This is a genomic window from Candidatus Woesearchaeota archaeon, from assembly GCA_003695435.1.
Taxonomy (GTDB): domain Archaea; phylum Nanobdellota; class Nanobdellia; order Woesearchaeales; family UBA11576; genus J101.
In genome coordinates, this window is sequence record RFJL01000040.1 from 1 (window position 1) to 14,106 (window position 14,106).

Genomic DNA, 14,106 nt, shown 5'->3' on the forward strand with positions numbered 1-14,106 from the left:
CCTCAAGGTCTGTTCCTTTAATTGCTGCGTTAAGCTTGTCCACGTATCCTTGGTGGTGCTTGGTGTGGTGAATCTCCATTGTTCGCGCATCAATGTGCGGTTCAAGTGCGTCGTACGCATAAGGTAGTTGTGGTAGTTCGTGTGTCATTGGTATTACCTCCGTATTTCAAATGTTTCGTACTGTTCTGTGGGTGTTCTCCAGGTCTTCTCAACGCTTTCAACTCGAGCGCCAGAAGGACCAATGGTACAAAAGAGTAAGAGTTTTTGCAAGGCTTCCTCCTCTCCTTGCATCACAGCTTCCACGCTTCCATCAGGGTTATTGCGCACCCATCCCGTTACTCGTCGTGATTGTGCATGATCACGCAGAGCAGCCCTAAAAGAAACGCCCTGCACAATGCCCTTGATGATAACGTGAAGTTCTTTTTTCATGTTCGCCTGTATGTAATCGCGTTGAATCGGTAGTTCACCTATGTTCTTTCATTGAACCTTCAAAAATAAATTCCTTGACAGGTTTACGATCTGTTTTTTCCTCGCTCGTTGTGGGTGGAACAACCCCCACTGCGGCCATTGCCTCAACACAGAACCCGTCGGGAATGTTAAGTTCTTTTTTTGCACGATCGTAGTCAAATCCGGCCATACCGTGCGCTGCAAGACCCATAAGGGAGGCTTGCAGGGCAAAACTCATCCACGCAGCACCTGTACAGTAGCTATGTGTTCGGTTGGGTTTATTGTTGTGAGTAAAGTGCTCAGATGAAACGAAGACAAAAAGAGCCGCAGCATGTTTGCACCATGCCTTATTCGGCTCAGCAAGAAGGTCAAAAAGCTTATCCCATGAAGGAGTGTCACGTTTTGCATAAATAATTCTCCAGGGCTGTTCATTAAAACTCGAAGGAGCCCAACGAGCTGCCTCAAAAAGTGCCATGAGTTGCTCGTCGCTGATACTCTCCCCGGTAAATGTGCGAGGAGACCAACGATTGACGAAAAGATCATCACAATTGTACTCCTTGGTTCTCATAATCTCTCTACAAGCGCGGTATCTTTTTAAATTTGTTGCACGCATGTACATCATGTGAAGTGAGATGAAGGAAGAAGTAGAACAATATCTTAGAGAGCACAACATTCACTATGTGAATCATGAACATGAGCCAGTATTTACTTCACAAATTGCTGAGAAGGTTTGCAAGGATATACCCGGAGTGCATTGCAAAAATCTTTTTCTTAAGGCTAAGAAGACGGGAAAGCTCTACCTCTACACGTTACCTTCAACTCAACGTGCAGACCTCAAAGCACTTGCAAAGAAAGTAGGGGTTAAGCATTTTTCTCTTGGTAGTGCGGAGCTTTTACGACAAATACTTCACGTAGAACCTGGATCAGTTTCTCCCTTAACACTGATCTATGAGAGCGCAAAAGACGTGGTCTTTCTCATTGATAAGCAAGTGTGGGAAGCAGATATTGTTGGTTTTCACCCGAATGAAAACACAGCAACACTTGAAATGACTCGTGAAGAGTTTCACAAACTCGTGGAAATGTTCTGTCAAGAAACGGTGATTGTATGAGATGCTTTATTGATATTGAACCTCCTCAAAACGTAAAAGATCAACTCGCACAAGTACAAGAAGAGCTTAGAAAAGAATTCAAGGGAAAATTTGAGCGACCAGAAAACATGCATATAACTCTGAAATTCTTAGGAGAAATTGAACAGGTAGAAGATATCATAAAGAAGTTGCAAACCATCAGGTTCAAACCCTTTACCATCAGGCTAACGCACGTAGGACATTTTAGACATCGTTGCTTGTGGATGGGAGTTGAGGGTGTTGAGCATCTTAAAGAAGCAGTTGATAATGTGTTGCCACAGTTTAAAGATGATCACATCGCATTTAACCCTCACATTACTCTTCTTCGTATGGGATATACAACAAGAATTGAAGAAAAACTCCAAAAATGTGGCGTGGATGTCCTGAACACATCGTTTGAGTGCACAGCATTTAACCTTAAACAATCCACTCTGACCTCTCAAGGAGCGATACACAACATAGTGAAGACATTCCACGCACACTAGAGCACCAGCAGGTTCACCTCTTCGCACGTAAACACCTCATGGGAGGTTTGCTAAGCGTATAAGTGGGTAGTTTACCTCACTGCTTTTCTTCCAAAGTGTTTGAGTGCAACACCTAATTCCTTGCTCTTTTTTGCAGCATCAAGAAGGTTTTCTCCTGCAAGATATGCTTCAACAGCCTCACGCATTGCTTTTGCTCCTGCGTAAGAACCGTTTGGATGGCCGTGAATACCTCCGCCAATTTGGAGCATAAGATCTGTTCCCATGCGGTCCATAACCTTGTCAATAACTAAAGGATGTAAGCCTCCTGATGAACAAGGAAAGAGTGCTTTTTTAGATCCCCAATCCTGTTCAAGAATGTGCAGTTTCCTGGATGCTGGAACCTGTTTGAGGGTACATTGTTTTTCAAGGTGTTCTACTTCCTCACGTGATCCTACAAGTTTTCCAATATTTGCCGTTCCTATGTGTAGAGTATCTGTTCCAAGAAGACGTGCACATTTTGCAACGCAGTTCATAGAAAATCCGTGCCGGGGAGTTCTCGTCATAGCGCCATGCATTGCTCTGTGGGCGTGAATAGCAAGACCTAAATCTCCACAGATTTCTCTCATGGAACTCACAGCAGCCCACCCTGTGGTAATGATATCAATCATTGCAAATTCCCCGCCATGATCTGCGATGAATTTCGCACGGCGTTCCATTTCCTTTACTGTTGGGCCGGTAATGTTGATAAGATAACTTTTCTTCTCACCTGTTTCTCGTTCTATCTTATCTCTTATTTTTAGTGCTTTTTCCACTCTTTTTTCAAAGGGGTTGAAACGCTGATTGGTGAGATTCTCATCATCTTTGAGAAGATCAAGGCCTCCAGACCAGATTTGACGTCCAATCTCACAATGCTCAGCAGTAGTCATACCTACCTTGGGCTTAGGAACAGAAAGCATAATAGGTCGTTTAGGATTATTGAAGATCTTCTTAATGCCTGCTTTCCCAACACCAGGACCTTTAAATGATCTTACAAGTTTTTTAGTGAATTGGATGTCTTCAAGACGCAGAGCATCAACTGCTTTCATACCAAAAACATTTCCTGCAATAGATGCGAGGATTTGACTCATGTTGCCCGCTTCAAAGTGCTCTTCAGGATAGGCAATTCTGATATGGTCATCCTTTGCATAGAATACTTTTCCCGCAACTTTTTGCACGTGTTTGTAGTGGAGTGCCTTGGTTTCTGCCCAGGTTCCCACAGAGCTTTCGGAAGCAACCGCACCCCATGCTCGTTTCTTTGATGACCATCGAGGAACTTTTACTCGAAACGTTGCAATAACATCCTTTGATGAGGGTTTGTAAGAAAGATCAACAAAATCTTCATAGCCTGCCATAATACGTATTCACCTCTTTAACCGAGGGGGAAGTAGAATGCACTTAAATACTTTGGGTTTGAAAAAAACTTTTTTGTGTTTTTTAGTTGCCAGCTTTCTTGTATTTGACCATTTTCCAATCACCTTTTCGCAACGTCTCCTTCTCGTTGTTGTTTTCTAGTCTTTGTTTGTTTGTAGTAATTCACCCACTTTGTGAACTTCAAGAAGGTTTGTAGATCCTGATTTTCCTACGTGCATTCCTGCTGTGATGATGATGAGATGTTCAGGTTTGAGATAGCCCCTATCCACAAGTTCACCCACTGAGTTATCAATGAAGGATCTGCGATCTCCTTTGTGTTCAGAAACGATGGGCACCACGCCATAGAGAAGATTAAGCTGCCTTGCGCATCGTTCATCAGGAGTTGTTGCAAGAATGTGCACGGGAGGTCTAAACTTTGCAAGGTTGCGAGCAGTGTACCCGCTCATCGTTGGTGCAACAATGAAATCTGCGTGAAGATCTCTTGCCATGTAAAAAGAAGATCTACAAATCGCATCAGTTATCCTAGAAGAGCTTCTGTGAAACAACTTGTTTTGATACTCTTCTCGCTCCTGTTCAATGTACTCGGCGATACGCACCATTGTTTGAACTGCTTTAAGAGGGTATTTTCCAACAGCACTCTCAGCACTAAGCATAATCGCATCAGTTCCATCAAGAATGGCGTTTGCAACATCTGATGTTTCTGCACGTGTAGGCCTTGGAGCTGTAATCATACTCTCAAGCATCTGCGTTGCAACAATAACAGGTTTTGCATGCAAATTACATGCTTCAACAATTTTCTTTTGAATGATGGGAACTTCTTCTGCACGCATCTCAACGCCAAGGTCTCCTCGTGCAACCATGATCCCATCAGAAACTTCAATAATCTCTGTAAGATTCTCAACGCCTTGGCGTGATTCGATCTTGCTAATTATTTGTATTTTCGATTGTTTCTCTTCAAGAAGTTTGCGAATTGCAAGGACATCTTCTTGTGATCGAATAAAAGAAGCAGCGATAAAATCCACTTCTTGTTCAATTGCAAAACTAATATCATCAAAATCTTCTTGAGAAACAGAAGGAAGTTTAATATTCACATTCGGAACATTGAGTGTTTTCTTTCCCTTAAGAATGCCTCCTTCTATAACTGAGCAGAGAAGAGAATCAGGACGTACTTCCTCAACACGAAGCTCAATCGCGCCATCATCAAGAATGATTGTAGTTCCAACCTGTACTTCATTGGGAAGATTTTGGTAGGTGATGTAGATGGTGTCTTGAGTGCAATACTGTGAACCATACGTAAGAGTAACAAGAGCGCCTTCATTAAACGTAACAGGTTCAAGGACGTCCTTGGTTCTAATTTCAGGACCTTTTGTATCAAGAAGAATGGCAATGTTCTTACTCACAGCCCTTACGTTTTCAATGATGCTTCTTGCAAAGTCGTGATCTCCATGACTCATGTTGAGTCGTACAATATCAACACCTGCCTCGTGGAGTTGCTTGATCATCTCTTTTGAAGAACTTGCAGGACCTAATGTTGCAATGATTTTTGTCTTCTTCATCGTTGTTGTCACTCCTTGCTGCTATTTTTTGTTTTTTGTTCACTGGTTCTTGTTACCAATCAATACGTCTCTCATTATTTTTTTGGTAGTCAATGCTTTTAACGCACTCTTGTTACATCAATTTATTAAATCAAGTTACCCAATCACTCAGGCTGTTTCTTACCTCTGCCGTTCACTCTTTCCTTTGCAGAGTCCTTTTTTCGTAGTTTCGTTGATCCTTTTTTAAGTGTGCTGTATTTGTCATATAAGAAGGGGTAAATGCCCTTGTACGTTCCTTTCTGTACTAGGAAAACCAGTATTGTGGACGCAATTATACTTAATAAAATAACTGCAAGTACGATGTTCACTAATTTCTCAGCTCCAGGAATCTTTGCTTGCAAGGGCAATTGCACAAGAACTGCTGCTGCAAGACCTTTGGGAATGAGCACTTCTGCGAGTTGCACATCAGAAAGGGGCGTTTTTTTGTCGAGCGCAACCCATACTGCAAAAGGGCGCGCAAGATAAAGTCCCACAAGGATGATGAAAGCCCACAAAAAACTTAGTGGTTGAGAAAAGTCAATGAGCAGTCCCAAATAGACAAAAAAGAAGGTCTTAATAAGAAAAGAGATTTCTGCATAAAACTCTTTTCCCGATTTTGTGATGAGGTTGATTTTCTCTCGCAAGAGATCTGCTGCCTTTGCAGAATTTCCTAAGACAAGTCCGAACACCAAAGCAGCAATTGCACCATTTGCCCCGAGAATCTGTGTTAGTGAAAAAACAACCATCATACAAGCAAGGGTAAGTATGTGAAATGTTCCTCTTGCTTTAAGCCATTTAATGAGTATGAGCGACCAAACATAACCGCAAACCAATCCTACTGTGATGGCAATAAGAAATGCTGAGAGGATGCTGTTTGTTACTTGAGCAGCACTAAACGTGTTACGTGTTACAACCTCAACAATAGTCACTGTTGCAAGAATGCAAAGAACATCTGAGAGAGCAGAATCAATAACCATAGAGAGTTTAACTTTTTGATTTACGTCCATATTCCGAATAACGGGCAACACAACTGCCGAGGAAATTCCTGAAACAATTGCCGCAAGCAACAGTGAAAGCACCATGCCAAGGCCGATGAGGAGACCTAAAAAGAAAACAATCACAAAAGAAGCAAAAAAACTCAACACTGTTAAAGCAAGTCCCTGAGGCGCACTTTTGAAGAATTTCTTAATATCAATGTTGACCCCTGCCTCAAAAAGTAAAAATATGAGCGCAAAAGTGGTAAAGAGCGGAGCTGCTTGAGAAAACGCACTGGCATCAACATCAAAGAAAAGGCTCATAACGATCCCTATAAGTAAAAGCCAGATAACATCAGGAATATTTGTACGCTCAAAAATAAGTTCTCCAAGAAAGCCAATAAAGAGAATTGCAGCAATAATTATAAAGGTGGTTTCAATGGCCATAGTACCCTTAAAACCCCCTCGTATTATTTTTAAATGTTGTGGGCTTGTTGTAGGTTGCGGAGTGTTAGAGGTGTGGGAATCTGCTTAACCGTTGTTAGGATGGGAGTTGTTGGAATGGGCTGTGCAAGATAATCCAGGTAAGATACGGGGAAAAAGGTGGGGGACGATGTACACGAAATAATGGGGTAAGTGAATCAAACCACAAGTACTCTTCAAAACACCTACGAAATTAAACTTCCTAAAAACTTCTAAAACACTCAAAAGATGAAGAGTCTAAAAAATGTTTTTAACAATGTTTTTAACAAAGGGGAAGTTTTTTGAGTTGGAGATCTTTCCAATCAATGCATGAATCAATGCATAACAATACAGAAAATGTACGAAGTACTTCTTAGCACCTATGGTCCTCAGGGATGGTGGCCACTGCTCTCGCACAAAGGCGAAAACCCTACAAAAACAGGATCAATACAAGGTTACCATCCCGGAGACTACTCTTTTCCAAAAAACGAGCAACAACGATTTGAAATCTGTGTTGGAGCAATACTCACTCAAAACACTAATTGGACCAATGTTGAAAAAGCACTGCTCGCACTGCAAAAACATTGCACACTCACACCTCAAGAAATGATCAAGATTGATGACTCCTCGCTCAAGGAAGCAATTCGACCTGCAGGATACTTTAACCAAAAGGCAAAGAAACTCAAAATATTCACTCAGTTTTTCTTGCACCTAAACGGGCGTACACCCAAAAGAGAAGAACTACTCAACATATGGGGGATAGGTCCTGAAACTGCGGATTCAATACTACTCTACGCCTATGCTCAACCAGAATTTGTCGTTGATGCTTACACGAAGAGAATCTTTACTCATCTAGGGATAAGTTCACCAGGTGCAAGCTATGAAGAAGTGAAGGCAACTGTACAAGAAGAACTTGAAACTGATTTTCGTGTTTTTCAGGAACTGCACGCTCTTCTCGTAGAACATGCAAAAAGGTGGTACGCAAAAAAACCATACAGCGATCCCCTCCTTGAAATTAAAACACAGCAAGGCAAGTGAAAATAAGGTTGTACAAAGAAGGGATTTGATAAAGAAGACGCTTGACAAAGAAGAAACGAGAAAAGAATGCGCAAATCAATCAACTCAAATCAATAAACCTACCCAAAAGACGTGAATCTATAACTTGCTTAGAGACTATGAAACAACCACTCCTTCAAAACGAAGTGGTTTCATCTCATACCTGTACTGCTCATCCCCATCAGAGTATTTTACAAGTTCTGGAATAAACATAAGGGAAACATTATCTCCCTTCTCAATTTTAAATTCGTGCGCTTTTGAAATGGTGCTTGTGTATTTGTTACGATCCCCTCCTTTAAACGTGTTAATCACAAGATCTGACCCCGATATCTCATCACCCTCATCATCAAAGAGTTTAACCCGTAATTCAATGCGCTCATCATTTTCAATTTTTTTTCGTATGTCTTTGTTTGAAAATGAAAAATCAAAAGCGAGATTCTTCTGCGTAAGCCTGAGCTGATCAACTGTAAGGTCATAGTGCCATTGAAGTCGCAGGAATGCGCGCTCATTAAGAATTTTTGACACCAGTTCCTCCCTTGGACGAAGAGCGAAGCTCACATTACTTTGCACCCCGCAAAGAGAGTACACGCGTTGAATCTCTTTAGACATCTGCCCAAATGTGGAGTCAAGATAGTTTTGCCTGTTACGCTCAATATCTGAAAAATCTCCTGAATACTTTGTGGTGTCAGAAGGGTTGCGTAAATAAACAACAAGGTTTTGAGCACAAGGAATTGCATAGACAACAACAGGGCGACCCCATTGTGTAAATCGTTTTGAGAGCGTCTCATAGGTTTCAAATCTCATACGTAGAGCAGAACCAACCGTCTCTTGTTTGCTGTAGGTGGTGATGTTTTTTGAATCTGCACGGTACTCTTGATAGGTGTATCTATGAAAGATTTCCTCAACTTCTTTTGCACTAAGCGCAGTGGTGAGTTTTGAGTATTCTTGAGCCTTTTTACGATCTACCAAGTACAGTGGGCCAAGATCCCAACTCTGCATACGCGCAACAAAATCCGTTTCGGAAACAAAGGGATCTTTAAGATGATGTAACACAATGTTATGTTCAACACCAACCCCTTCAAGAACATCCCCGTCCTTAACGTGATGAAAATCTGTTAGATACTGATTATTCAAGTCAAGCGGTTCAAACCGCTTTGTTGAAAGTGCTTGCTTAAGATACGCTACATCAACTCGGTGAGGGAAAGGAGATGAACGCTGATTATTCTCCCCCTGAACACTTGACTCAACCGTGCTTGATTCAACAGTGTTATTTTGTTGATCTGCAACAGTATCAGGAAAATGCGTTTTGGTCTCTTCGTTATACGTGCCACTTATACAAGCTACAAGAAAGAAGAGCACAAGACAACTTAGCAACTTATTCATGTCTTGGCAATCCACACACCGTTATTTAAAACCGTGGTAGTCCTCAAAAAGTAACACTGCGACCGTTCAGAATCGAGACATGTTCACACCAGTCTTCCCCTTGCTTTTTCCGCTTCAAGAATGCGCTCAACTGCGATTTGATATGCAGCTTCGCGAAGAGAGTAACCCTCTTCCTTACACTTAGCATCAACGTCATAAAATGCTTGAGAGATAAATCGTTCAAGCTCTTCATTAACAAATTCCTCACTCCAAAAAAAGTGTTGCATGTTCTGCACCCATTCAAAATAAGAAACGATCACCCCTCCTGCATTTGCAAGAAGGTCGGGAATAACAGGCACGTCAAGTAGTTCGTCTGCTTCTGGCGTTATAGGTGCGTTTGCCATCTCTAAAATGTGCTTTGCCTTGATGTTCTTCACATTTTTTGTGGTAATCACATTTTCAATAGCAGCAGGAATGAGAACATCCACGTCAAGTTCAAGAAGGTCTTCATTACTTATTTTTTGCCCTATTTCACAAGTGCTAAAATCTCTGTGTTGCTCGTGATGTTTGAGAATTTTATCCATGGGAAGGCCCGCGGGAACATACACACCCCCCTTAGACGTAGACACGGCAACAATCTTATACCCCCACTCACTTAGAATTCTTGCAAGATTCTTCCCAACATTACCAAATCCCTGAATCGCAACTGTTACGGATTCAGGAGTACATCCTTTAAGGTAGTGTTTAAGAACAATCGCTCCTCCAAGAGATGTTGCATACTCTCGCCCCTTTGAACCTCCCAAGGAAAGAGGTTTTCCCGTAATTACTCCTGGCGCTTTTGCTTTGTTGATTTTTTCAAATTCATCAAGCATCCAACCCATAATAGTGCTATTCGTGTTCACATCAGGCGCAGGAATATCGATGTGGGGGCCTATAAAAGGAGCAATTGCACGAATATATCCTCTACTTACTCTTTCAAGTTCATTCGCACTTAGTTCACGAGGATCAACAATAACCCCTCCTTTCGCACCTCCATACGGAATATTGACAAGAGCGCATTTAAGCGTCATAAGAAAAGAGAGCAGTTTAATTTCTTCGAGATCAACTTCTGGATGAAAGCGAATACCTCCCTTTGTAGGTCCACGAGAATCATTATATTGAATGCGATACCCTTCAAAGGTTCTTATTGTCCCATCATCCATACGAACAGGGAATGTCACATTGATAATACGATCAGGCTCATTAAGAAACTCTCTGTGTTCAAGAGGGGTTTTCTCAAATGCACGGTCAAGTTGTGCCTTGCACACCTCACACTCAGCGCTACGCCTGTTAATGATTTTTTTAGCCATACTACCTAGTAGTAAGCCAATCTTTAAAAAGATATGTTTGAAGTCTTAAAGAGTCTTTACCAACTCTTAGTGGACTACATTGACAAAAAACGGTGACAAAAACGCAATACAAACAAAATTACAAATGAACTACTATGGAAAAATGTGTTATTTGCTCGGAAGGAAGTATTGCGTTTAACGCACAAGGAATGCCTGTTTGTAAAACACACAAAGACTTTGTTTGCATAAATCTTGAGTGTCCTACCTGTGGAGGTTTTCTTGATGCAATGAGGGGAAAATATGGAACTTTTTTCAACTGCATGAAGTGTGGTAACTTCTCCCTTCTAAAACTCAAAGCGGTAAAAAACCTCTTTTTTGAAAAACAGTGAGGTTTTATATATTGCTAAGCATCAAACATCTTTATGATTTACCCTATTATCATTGCAGGTCTTTTCGGAGGGCTTACTCGCTCGGCAGTAGGCATACTTAAAGCAATACGTGCAAAGAGATTCAAACGCTTTGAAACATGGTACTTCACCTGGACGGTAATTCTCTCAGCAGTAATAGGAGTATTTGCAGCCCTGGTAATTGCAGAAGAGTGGAAAGTAGCACTTCTTGCAGGATATGCAGGAATTGACATAGTAGAGAACTTCATAAAAATTCGTGAGCGCAAACTATGAAATACAAAGAATTCATTCTTGATGATTTTCAAGAACAAGCAATCAATGCTCTCAACAAAAATCACTCCGTTGTTGTTTCAGCAGCAACAGGGACGGGAAAAACCCTCATAGCAGATTACATCATAGACAAAGACATCAAAGAAGGAAAACGCGTAGTCTACACCGCACCTATCAAAGCACTTTCCAATCAAAAATATCAACAATTCGTAAAAGAGTATGGTGAGCATCGTGTAGGAATTCTCACAGGGGATGTGGTAATTAACCCCGCAGCGGAAGTCCTCGTGATGACGACGGAGATCTACCGCAACATGCTTGTCACCAAAGATCCCAGCATTGAGCGTATAAGCTATGTTATCTTTGATGAGATTCACTACATTAATGATATTGAACGAGGTGTTGTGTGGGAAGAATCAATCATCTTCTCACCTCGTCACGTACGATTCCTCTGCCTCTCAGCAACAATTCCTAATGCAGAAGAATTTGCAGCATGGATTGAAAAAACACAACAGCACAAAGTAGAAGTTGTACGCAACGAAGTTCGCGCGGTACCTCTTACTCACAAATTTTTTGATACAGATCTAGGAATTACCACCCTAGAAGAAATCAAAGAATTAATCAAAATTGATAAGTCCTCAGAATTCTCTCCCAGAGGAAAAAGAAAAAAGAGATCATTCAAAATAGACCCTCCTTACTTTGCAGATCTTATACACGAAGTTGTTCATCAGAAAAAAACACCTGCAATTTACTTTGCGTTCTCAAGAAAAAAAACAGAAGAATTTGCAAAAGAACTCTCAAAAAAGAATGACTACGCATCAAAAGAACAAAAACAGCAAATCATCCAAATATGGAACCGCGTCATGAGAGGACAGGATCCTCAAATTACGAAACTCGCATCTACAAGACTCCTCAAACAAGTAGTTGAACAAGGAATAGGCATACACCACGCAGGTCTGCTTCCAGCACACAAACACGTTGTTGAAGAACTTTTCGGAAAAGGACTTCTCACCATCCTCTTCGCAACAGAAACCTTCGCAGTAGGACTAAACTTCCCTGCAAAAACAGTATGCTTTGACTCGCTTGAAAAATTTGATGGAATAAATTTTAGATATCTTAATTCAAAAGAATACTTCCAAATTGCAGGACGCGCAGGGAGAAGAGGCATTGACAAAGAAGGCCTTGCAATATCCATGATTGACAGAAGATTTGCAAACATCAAAAAAATAAAAAAACTCACCACTGCAGACACAGACCCCATAATATCACAATTCAGACTTACCACCAACAGTGTGCTTAACATGATCCACCACTACACAGAAGAAGAAATTAACACCATTCTTCAATCATCCTTTATCACTTTTCAAAAAAACCGCACCTATGAGCAACAACGAAGAAGTTTTGATCGCAGGAAAAAAACCCTCCAAAAAATGGGCTATCTTAAAGGAAACACGCTTACTCAAAAAGGGCTCTTCGCAACGCACATCTACGCAAACGAACTGCTCATCACAGAACTCTTCTTTGAAACACCAGCACGCGAAGCCGACCCCTTAACCATCGCAACACTCATCGGAGCAATTATCTACGAGCCAAGAAAAAATGATGAATGGGTAGATGCCTGCCCCAAAAAAATAAGAAAAGAAATAGGCAACATCATTCACTCAAATAAGTACACCTCAAAAAAATTCCCCTTTGAAAACGCAACACTCCTCTACGCATTCATTAAAAAATGGTATGACCAATGTGAGTTTATTGACTTGCTCGAACTCACCACGTTTTCAGAAGGAGATATCATTCGTTTCTTCAGACAAATGATTGACTTCATAGAACAAATAAAAAAAGCAACAACAGACTACGAACTCATTGATAAACTCAACGTTATCAAAACAAGAATAGACAGAGAATTCGTAGCACAAGTATTTTAACGTATTACACCTACTAGAAGGACAGCCCAACAACTGCCTCAGCTGCACTCTCATCCACAACCTCATCTACGCTCTTATCTAAAAGTGAAAAACATCAAATAGCACTCACCACAAAAATTTCTGCAAAAACATCCGCCATCGCTTCAAAAAAGAATTGCTTGCTTTAGATTCCACCTCTTCAAAGTCTGCCTCGAGGCGGTCACGAGTTTCTTCTTGACCTTAAAAAACTTAAAGTACTCAATTCTTCTGAAGAGTTGTTCTTCTCTTCTCTAGCCAAGGTAGGATGTTAACAGCAACGTGATCGCCTTCCGTGAGAAAAAGAGGGTCGACTGCAAAAGCTCTTGGCAGAATCAATAAGAGAAAAAAATATGTGGGATATGTTTATTACATACCGTCATGAAATGAAGTACTATTTATATGTTTTCACAACATAAACGCAACACATAATAATGAGAAAGAAATCGTCCTGGATATGCCCAAAACCATCATCTTCGACTTTGCAGGAACGCTCATAAAACCAAACATCATTGAAGAAGCAAATGAACTACGCTCATCACTGATTGATCGTTCAATTCCCTCCTCTCAAGAACACGCACATCCCAAAACACTTTACAAAGCAAACGCGCAGTTCGTTGAAAAGCTCACAGGCCTTCCTGCAACAGCAAAGATTTCATACCGTAAAAATGATGGCGAACGTATGATGCTTACAGGAGAACAAGTACAACAACAAATTTCAACAACGCTTTTTCAAATAGGCGCATATGTCGTAGCAAAAAAAGAGGGGCACAATATTTTTCCTCAGGGGCTTCACGAAGTACTTGAAGAGCTCGTAGGAAAGGGGCATAAGATCGTCATTGTCTCAGGCATAAGAGAAGATATCATCTCAGGGATGCTTGCCATCGCGGGATGCGACCTTCCGTTCACCATCCGTGGACAACCTCCTATATTAGGAATACCAAATGAAGAAAATCTTCTTGACCTAGAACAAGTTGATTTTGTCGTAGGTGACAAGCTAAGCGATCTTGAGCCTGCAAAAAAACTTGGCGCAAAAACCATCTTCGTTACCTGGGGTCATGCATCAGGAGGAGAAGAAGACGTAGCAGACTTTGTCGTCTCCACTCCTGCTGAACTTAAGAATGTTCTACTCTAAACCCCCACGAAGAACATAAGACATATTCAAGGACGGATTTATACGCAAAATACGCATAGCCTTTTATACTCGACTTTTCTTCTTGCGTTTCATGCAAGAACGAGTCCAAAAAATAATAGCAAATGCAGGGTTTTGCAGTAGGCGAAAGGCTGA

15 protein-coding genes are annotated in these 14,106 nt (G+C 41.1%); 7 read left to right on the top strand and 8 right to left on the bottom strand.

Annotated elements, in window-relative coordinates:
* From D6774_02985 to D6774_02995, 3 genes are all read right to left on the bottom strand, one after another.
* On the bottom strand, window positions 1–148 hold a 148-nt coding region (locus tag D6774_02985), incomplete at its 3' end, for a superoxide dismutase (GenBank protein RME77874.1).
* A 5-nt stretch (window positions 149–153) separates the two neighbouring features.
* Window positions 154–429 (bottom strand): acylphosphatase, encoded by a 276-nt coding sequence (locus D6774_02990; GenBank protein ID RME77875.1) that lies wholly within the window; start codon window positions 427–429, stop codon window positions 154–156.
* 34 nt (window positions 430–463) lie between these two features.
* Window positions 464–1,015 carry a nitroreductase gene (locus tag D6774_02995; protein RME77876.1) on the bottom strand — a complete coding sequence of 184 codons (552 nt, stop codon included), beginning with the start codon at window positions 1,013–1,015 and terminating at the stop codon, window positions 464–466.
* Window positions 1,016–1,079: 64 nt separating this feature from the next.
* On the opposite strand from D6774_02995, the gene D6774_03000 reads away from it, so the two are divergent.
* On the top strand, window positions 1,080–1,556 hold the full coding sequence (locus D6774_03000) for a prolyl-tRNA synthetase associated domain-containing protein (GenBank protein RME77877.1): 477 nt from the start codon (window positions 1,080–1,082) through the stop codon (window positions 1,554–1,556).
* A complete protein-coding gene (gene thpR / locus D6774_03005; protein RME77878.1) occupies window positions 1,553–2,059 on the top strand; it encodes an RNA 2',3'-cyclic phosphodiesterase in 507 nt (168 codons plus the stop codon). The genes D6774_03000 and thpR overlap by 4 nt, the downstream gene beginning before the upstream one ends.
* Window positions 2,060–2,130: 71 nt before the next feature.
* On the opposite strand, the gene rbcL is transcribed toward thpR, so the two are convergent.
* The 3 genes from rbcL to D6774_03020 form a co-directional block, all read right to left on the bottom strand.
* Window positions 2,131–3,429, bottom strand: a complete 1,299-nt coding sequence (rbcL, locus tag D6774_03010) for a type III ribulose-bisphosphate carboxylase (protein RME77879.1) — start codon at window positions 3,427–3,429, stop codon at window positions 2,131–2,133.
* Window positions 3,430–3,585: 156 nt separating this feature from the next.
* Window positions 3,586–5,004 carry a pyruvate kinase gene (gene pyk, locus D6774_03015; GenBank protein ID RME77880.1) on the bottom strand — a complete coding sequence of 473 codons (1,419 nt, stop codon included), beginning with the start codon at window positions 5,002–5,004 and terminating at the stop codon, window positions 3,586–3,588.
* Between the two features lie 143 nt (window positions 5,005–5,147).
* Window positions 5,148–6,443 (bottom strand): hypothetical protein, encoded by a 1,296-nt coding sequence (locus D6774_03020; GenBank protein ID RME77881.1) that lies wholly within the window; start codon window positions 6,441–6,443, stop codon window positions 5,148–5,150.
* Between the two features lie 345 nt (window positions 6,444–6,788).
* On the opposite strand from D6774_03020, the gene D6774_03025 reads away from it, so the two are divergent.
* Window positions 6,789–7,496, top strand: coding sequence for an endonuclease III domain-containing protein (locus D6774_03025; protein ID RME77882.1), 708 nt, complete (start codon window positions 6,789–6,791; stop codon window positions 7,494–7,496).
* A gap of 135 nt (window positions 7,497–7,631) precedes the next feature.
* On the opposite strand, the gene D6774_03030 is transcribed toward D6774_03025, so the two are convergent.
* On the bottom strand, window positions 7,632–8,897 hold the full coding sequence (locus D6774_03030; protein ID RME77883.1) for a hypothetical protein: 1,266 nt from the start codon (window positions 8,895–8,897) through the stop codon (window positions 7,632–7,634).
* 83 nt (window positions 8,898–8,980) lie between these two features.
* Window positions 8,981–10,225, bottom strand: coding sequence for a Glu/Leu/Phe/Val dehydrogenase (locus D6774_03035; GenBank protein RME77884.1), 1,245 nt, complete (start codon window positions 10,223–10,225; stop codon window positions 8,981–8,983).
* 134 nt (window positions 10,226–10,359) lie between these two features.
* Here D6774_03035 and D6774_03040 point away from each other — a divergent pair, with 134 nt between their 5' ends.
* From D6774_03040 to D6774_03055, 4 genes are all read left to right on the top strand, one after another.
* The gene (locus tag D6774_03040) at window positions 10,360–10,593 is read left to right on the top strand and encodes a hypothetical protein (GenBank protein RME77885.1); all 234 of its coding nucleotides are present in this window, start codon (window positions 10,360–10,362) and stop codon (window positions 10,591–10,593) included.
* A gap of 33 nt (window positions 10,594–10,626) precedes the next feature.
* Window positions 10,627–10,884 (top strand): hypothetical protein, encoded by a 258-nt coding sequence (locus D6774_03045; protein RME77886.1) that lies wholly within the window; start codon window positions 10,627–10,629, stop codon window positions 10,882–10,884.
* On the top strand, window positions 10,881–12,803 hold the full coding sequence (locus D6774_03050; GenBank protein RME77887.1) for a DEAD/DEAH box helicase: 1,923 nt from the start codon (window positions 10,881–10,883) through the stop codon (window positions 12,801–12,803). Before D6774_03045 ends, D6774_03050 begins: the two co-directional genes overlap by 4 nt.
* 472 nt (window positions 12,804–13,275) lie before the next feature.
* A complete protein-coding gene (locus D6774_03055) occupies window positions 13,276–13,953 on the top strand; it encodes an HAD family hydrolase (GenBank protein RME77888.1) in 678 nt (225 codons plus the stop codon).
* The last annotated feature ends 153 nt before the right edge of the window (window positions 13,954–14,106 follow it).

Excerpts from the sequence above, each read along its gene's own strand:
- D6774_02990 (RME77875.1), bottom strand. The coding sequence starts at position 429 with ATGAAAAAAGAACTTCACGTTATCATCAAGGGCATTGTGCAGGGCGTT.
- D6774_02995 (RME77876.1), bottom strand. The coding sequence starts at position 1,015 with ATGAGAACCAAGGAGTACAATTGTGATGATCTTTTCGTCAATCGTTGG.
- D6774_03000 (RME77877.1), top strand. The coding sequence starts at position 1,080 with ATGAAGGAAGAAGTAGAACAATATCTTAGAGAGCACAACATTCACTAT.
- thpR (RME77878.1), top strand. The coding sequence starts at position 1,553 with ATGAGATGCTTTATTGATATTGAACCTCCTCAAAACGTAAAAGATCAA.
- rbcL (RME77879.1), bottom strand. The coding sequence starts at position 3,429 with ATGGCAGGCTATGAAGATTTTGTTGATCTTTCTTACAAACCCTCATCA.
- pyk (RME77880.1), bottom strand. The coding sequence starts at position 5,004 with ATGAAGAAGACAAAAATCATTGCAACATTAGGTCCTGCAAGTTCTTCA.
- D6774_03020 (RME77881.1), bottom strand. The coding sequence starts at position 6,443 with ATGGCCATTGAAACCACCTTTATAATTATTGCTGCAATTCTCTTTATT.
- D6774_03025 (RME77882.1), top strand. The coding sequence starts at position 6,789 with ATGAATCAATGCATAACAATACAGAAAATGTACGAAGTACTTCTTAGC.
- D6774_03030 (RME77883.1), bottom strand. The coding sequence starts at position 8,897 with ATGAATAAGTTGCTAAGTTGTCTTGTGCTCTTCTTTCTTGTAGCTTGT.
- D6774_03035 (RME77884.1), bottom strand. The coding sequence starts at position 10,225 with ATGGCTAAAAAAATCATTAACAGGCGTAGCGCTGAGTGTGAGGTGTGC.
- D6774_03040 (RME77885.1), top strand. The coding sequence starts at position 10,360 with ATGGAAAAATGTGTTATTTGCTCGGAAGGAAGTATTGCGTTTAACGCA.
- D6774_03045 (RME77886.1), top strand. The coding sequence starts at position 10,627 with ATGATTTACCCTATTATCATTGCAGGTCTTTTCGGAGGGCTTACTCGC.
- D6774_03050 (RME77887.1), top strand. The coding sequence starts at position 10,881 with ATGAAATACAAAGAATTCATTCTTGATGATTTTCAAGAACAAGCAATC.
- D6774_03055 (RME77888.1), top strand. The coding sequence starts at position 13,276 with ATGCCCAAAACCATCATCTTCGACTTTGCAGGAACGCTCATAAAACCA.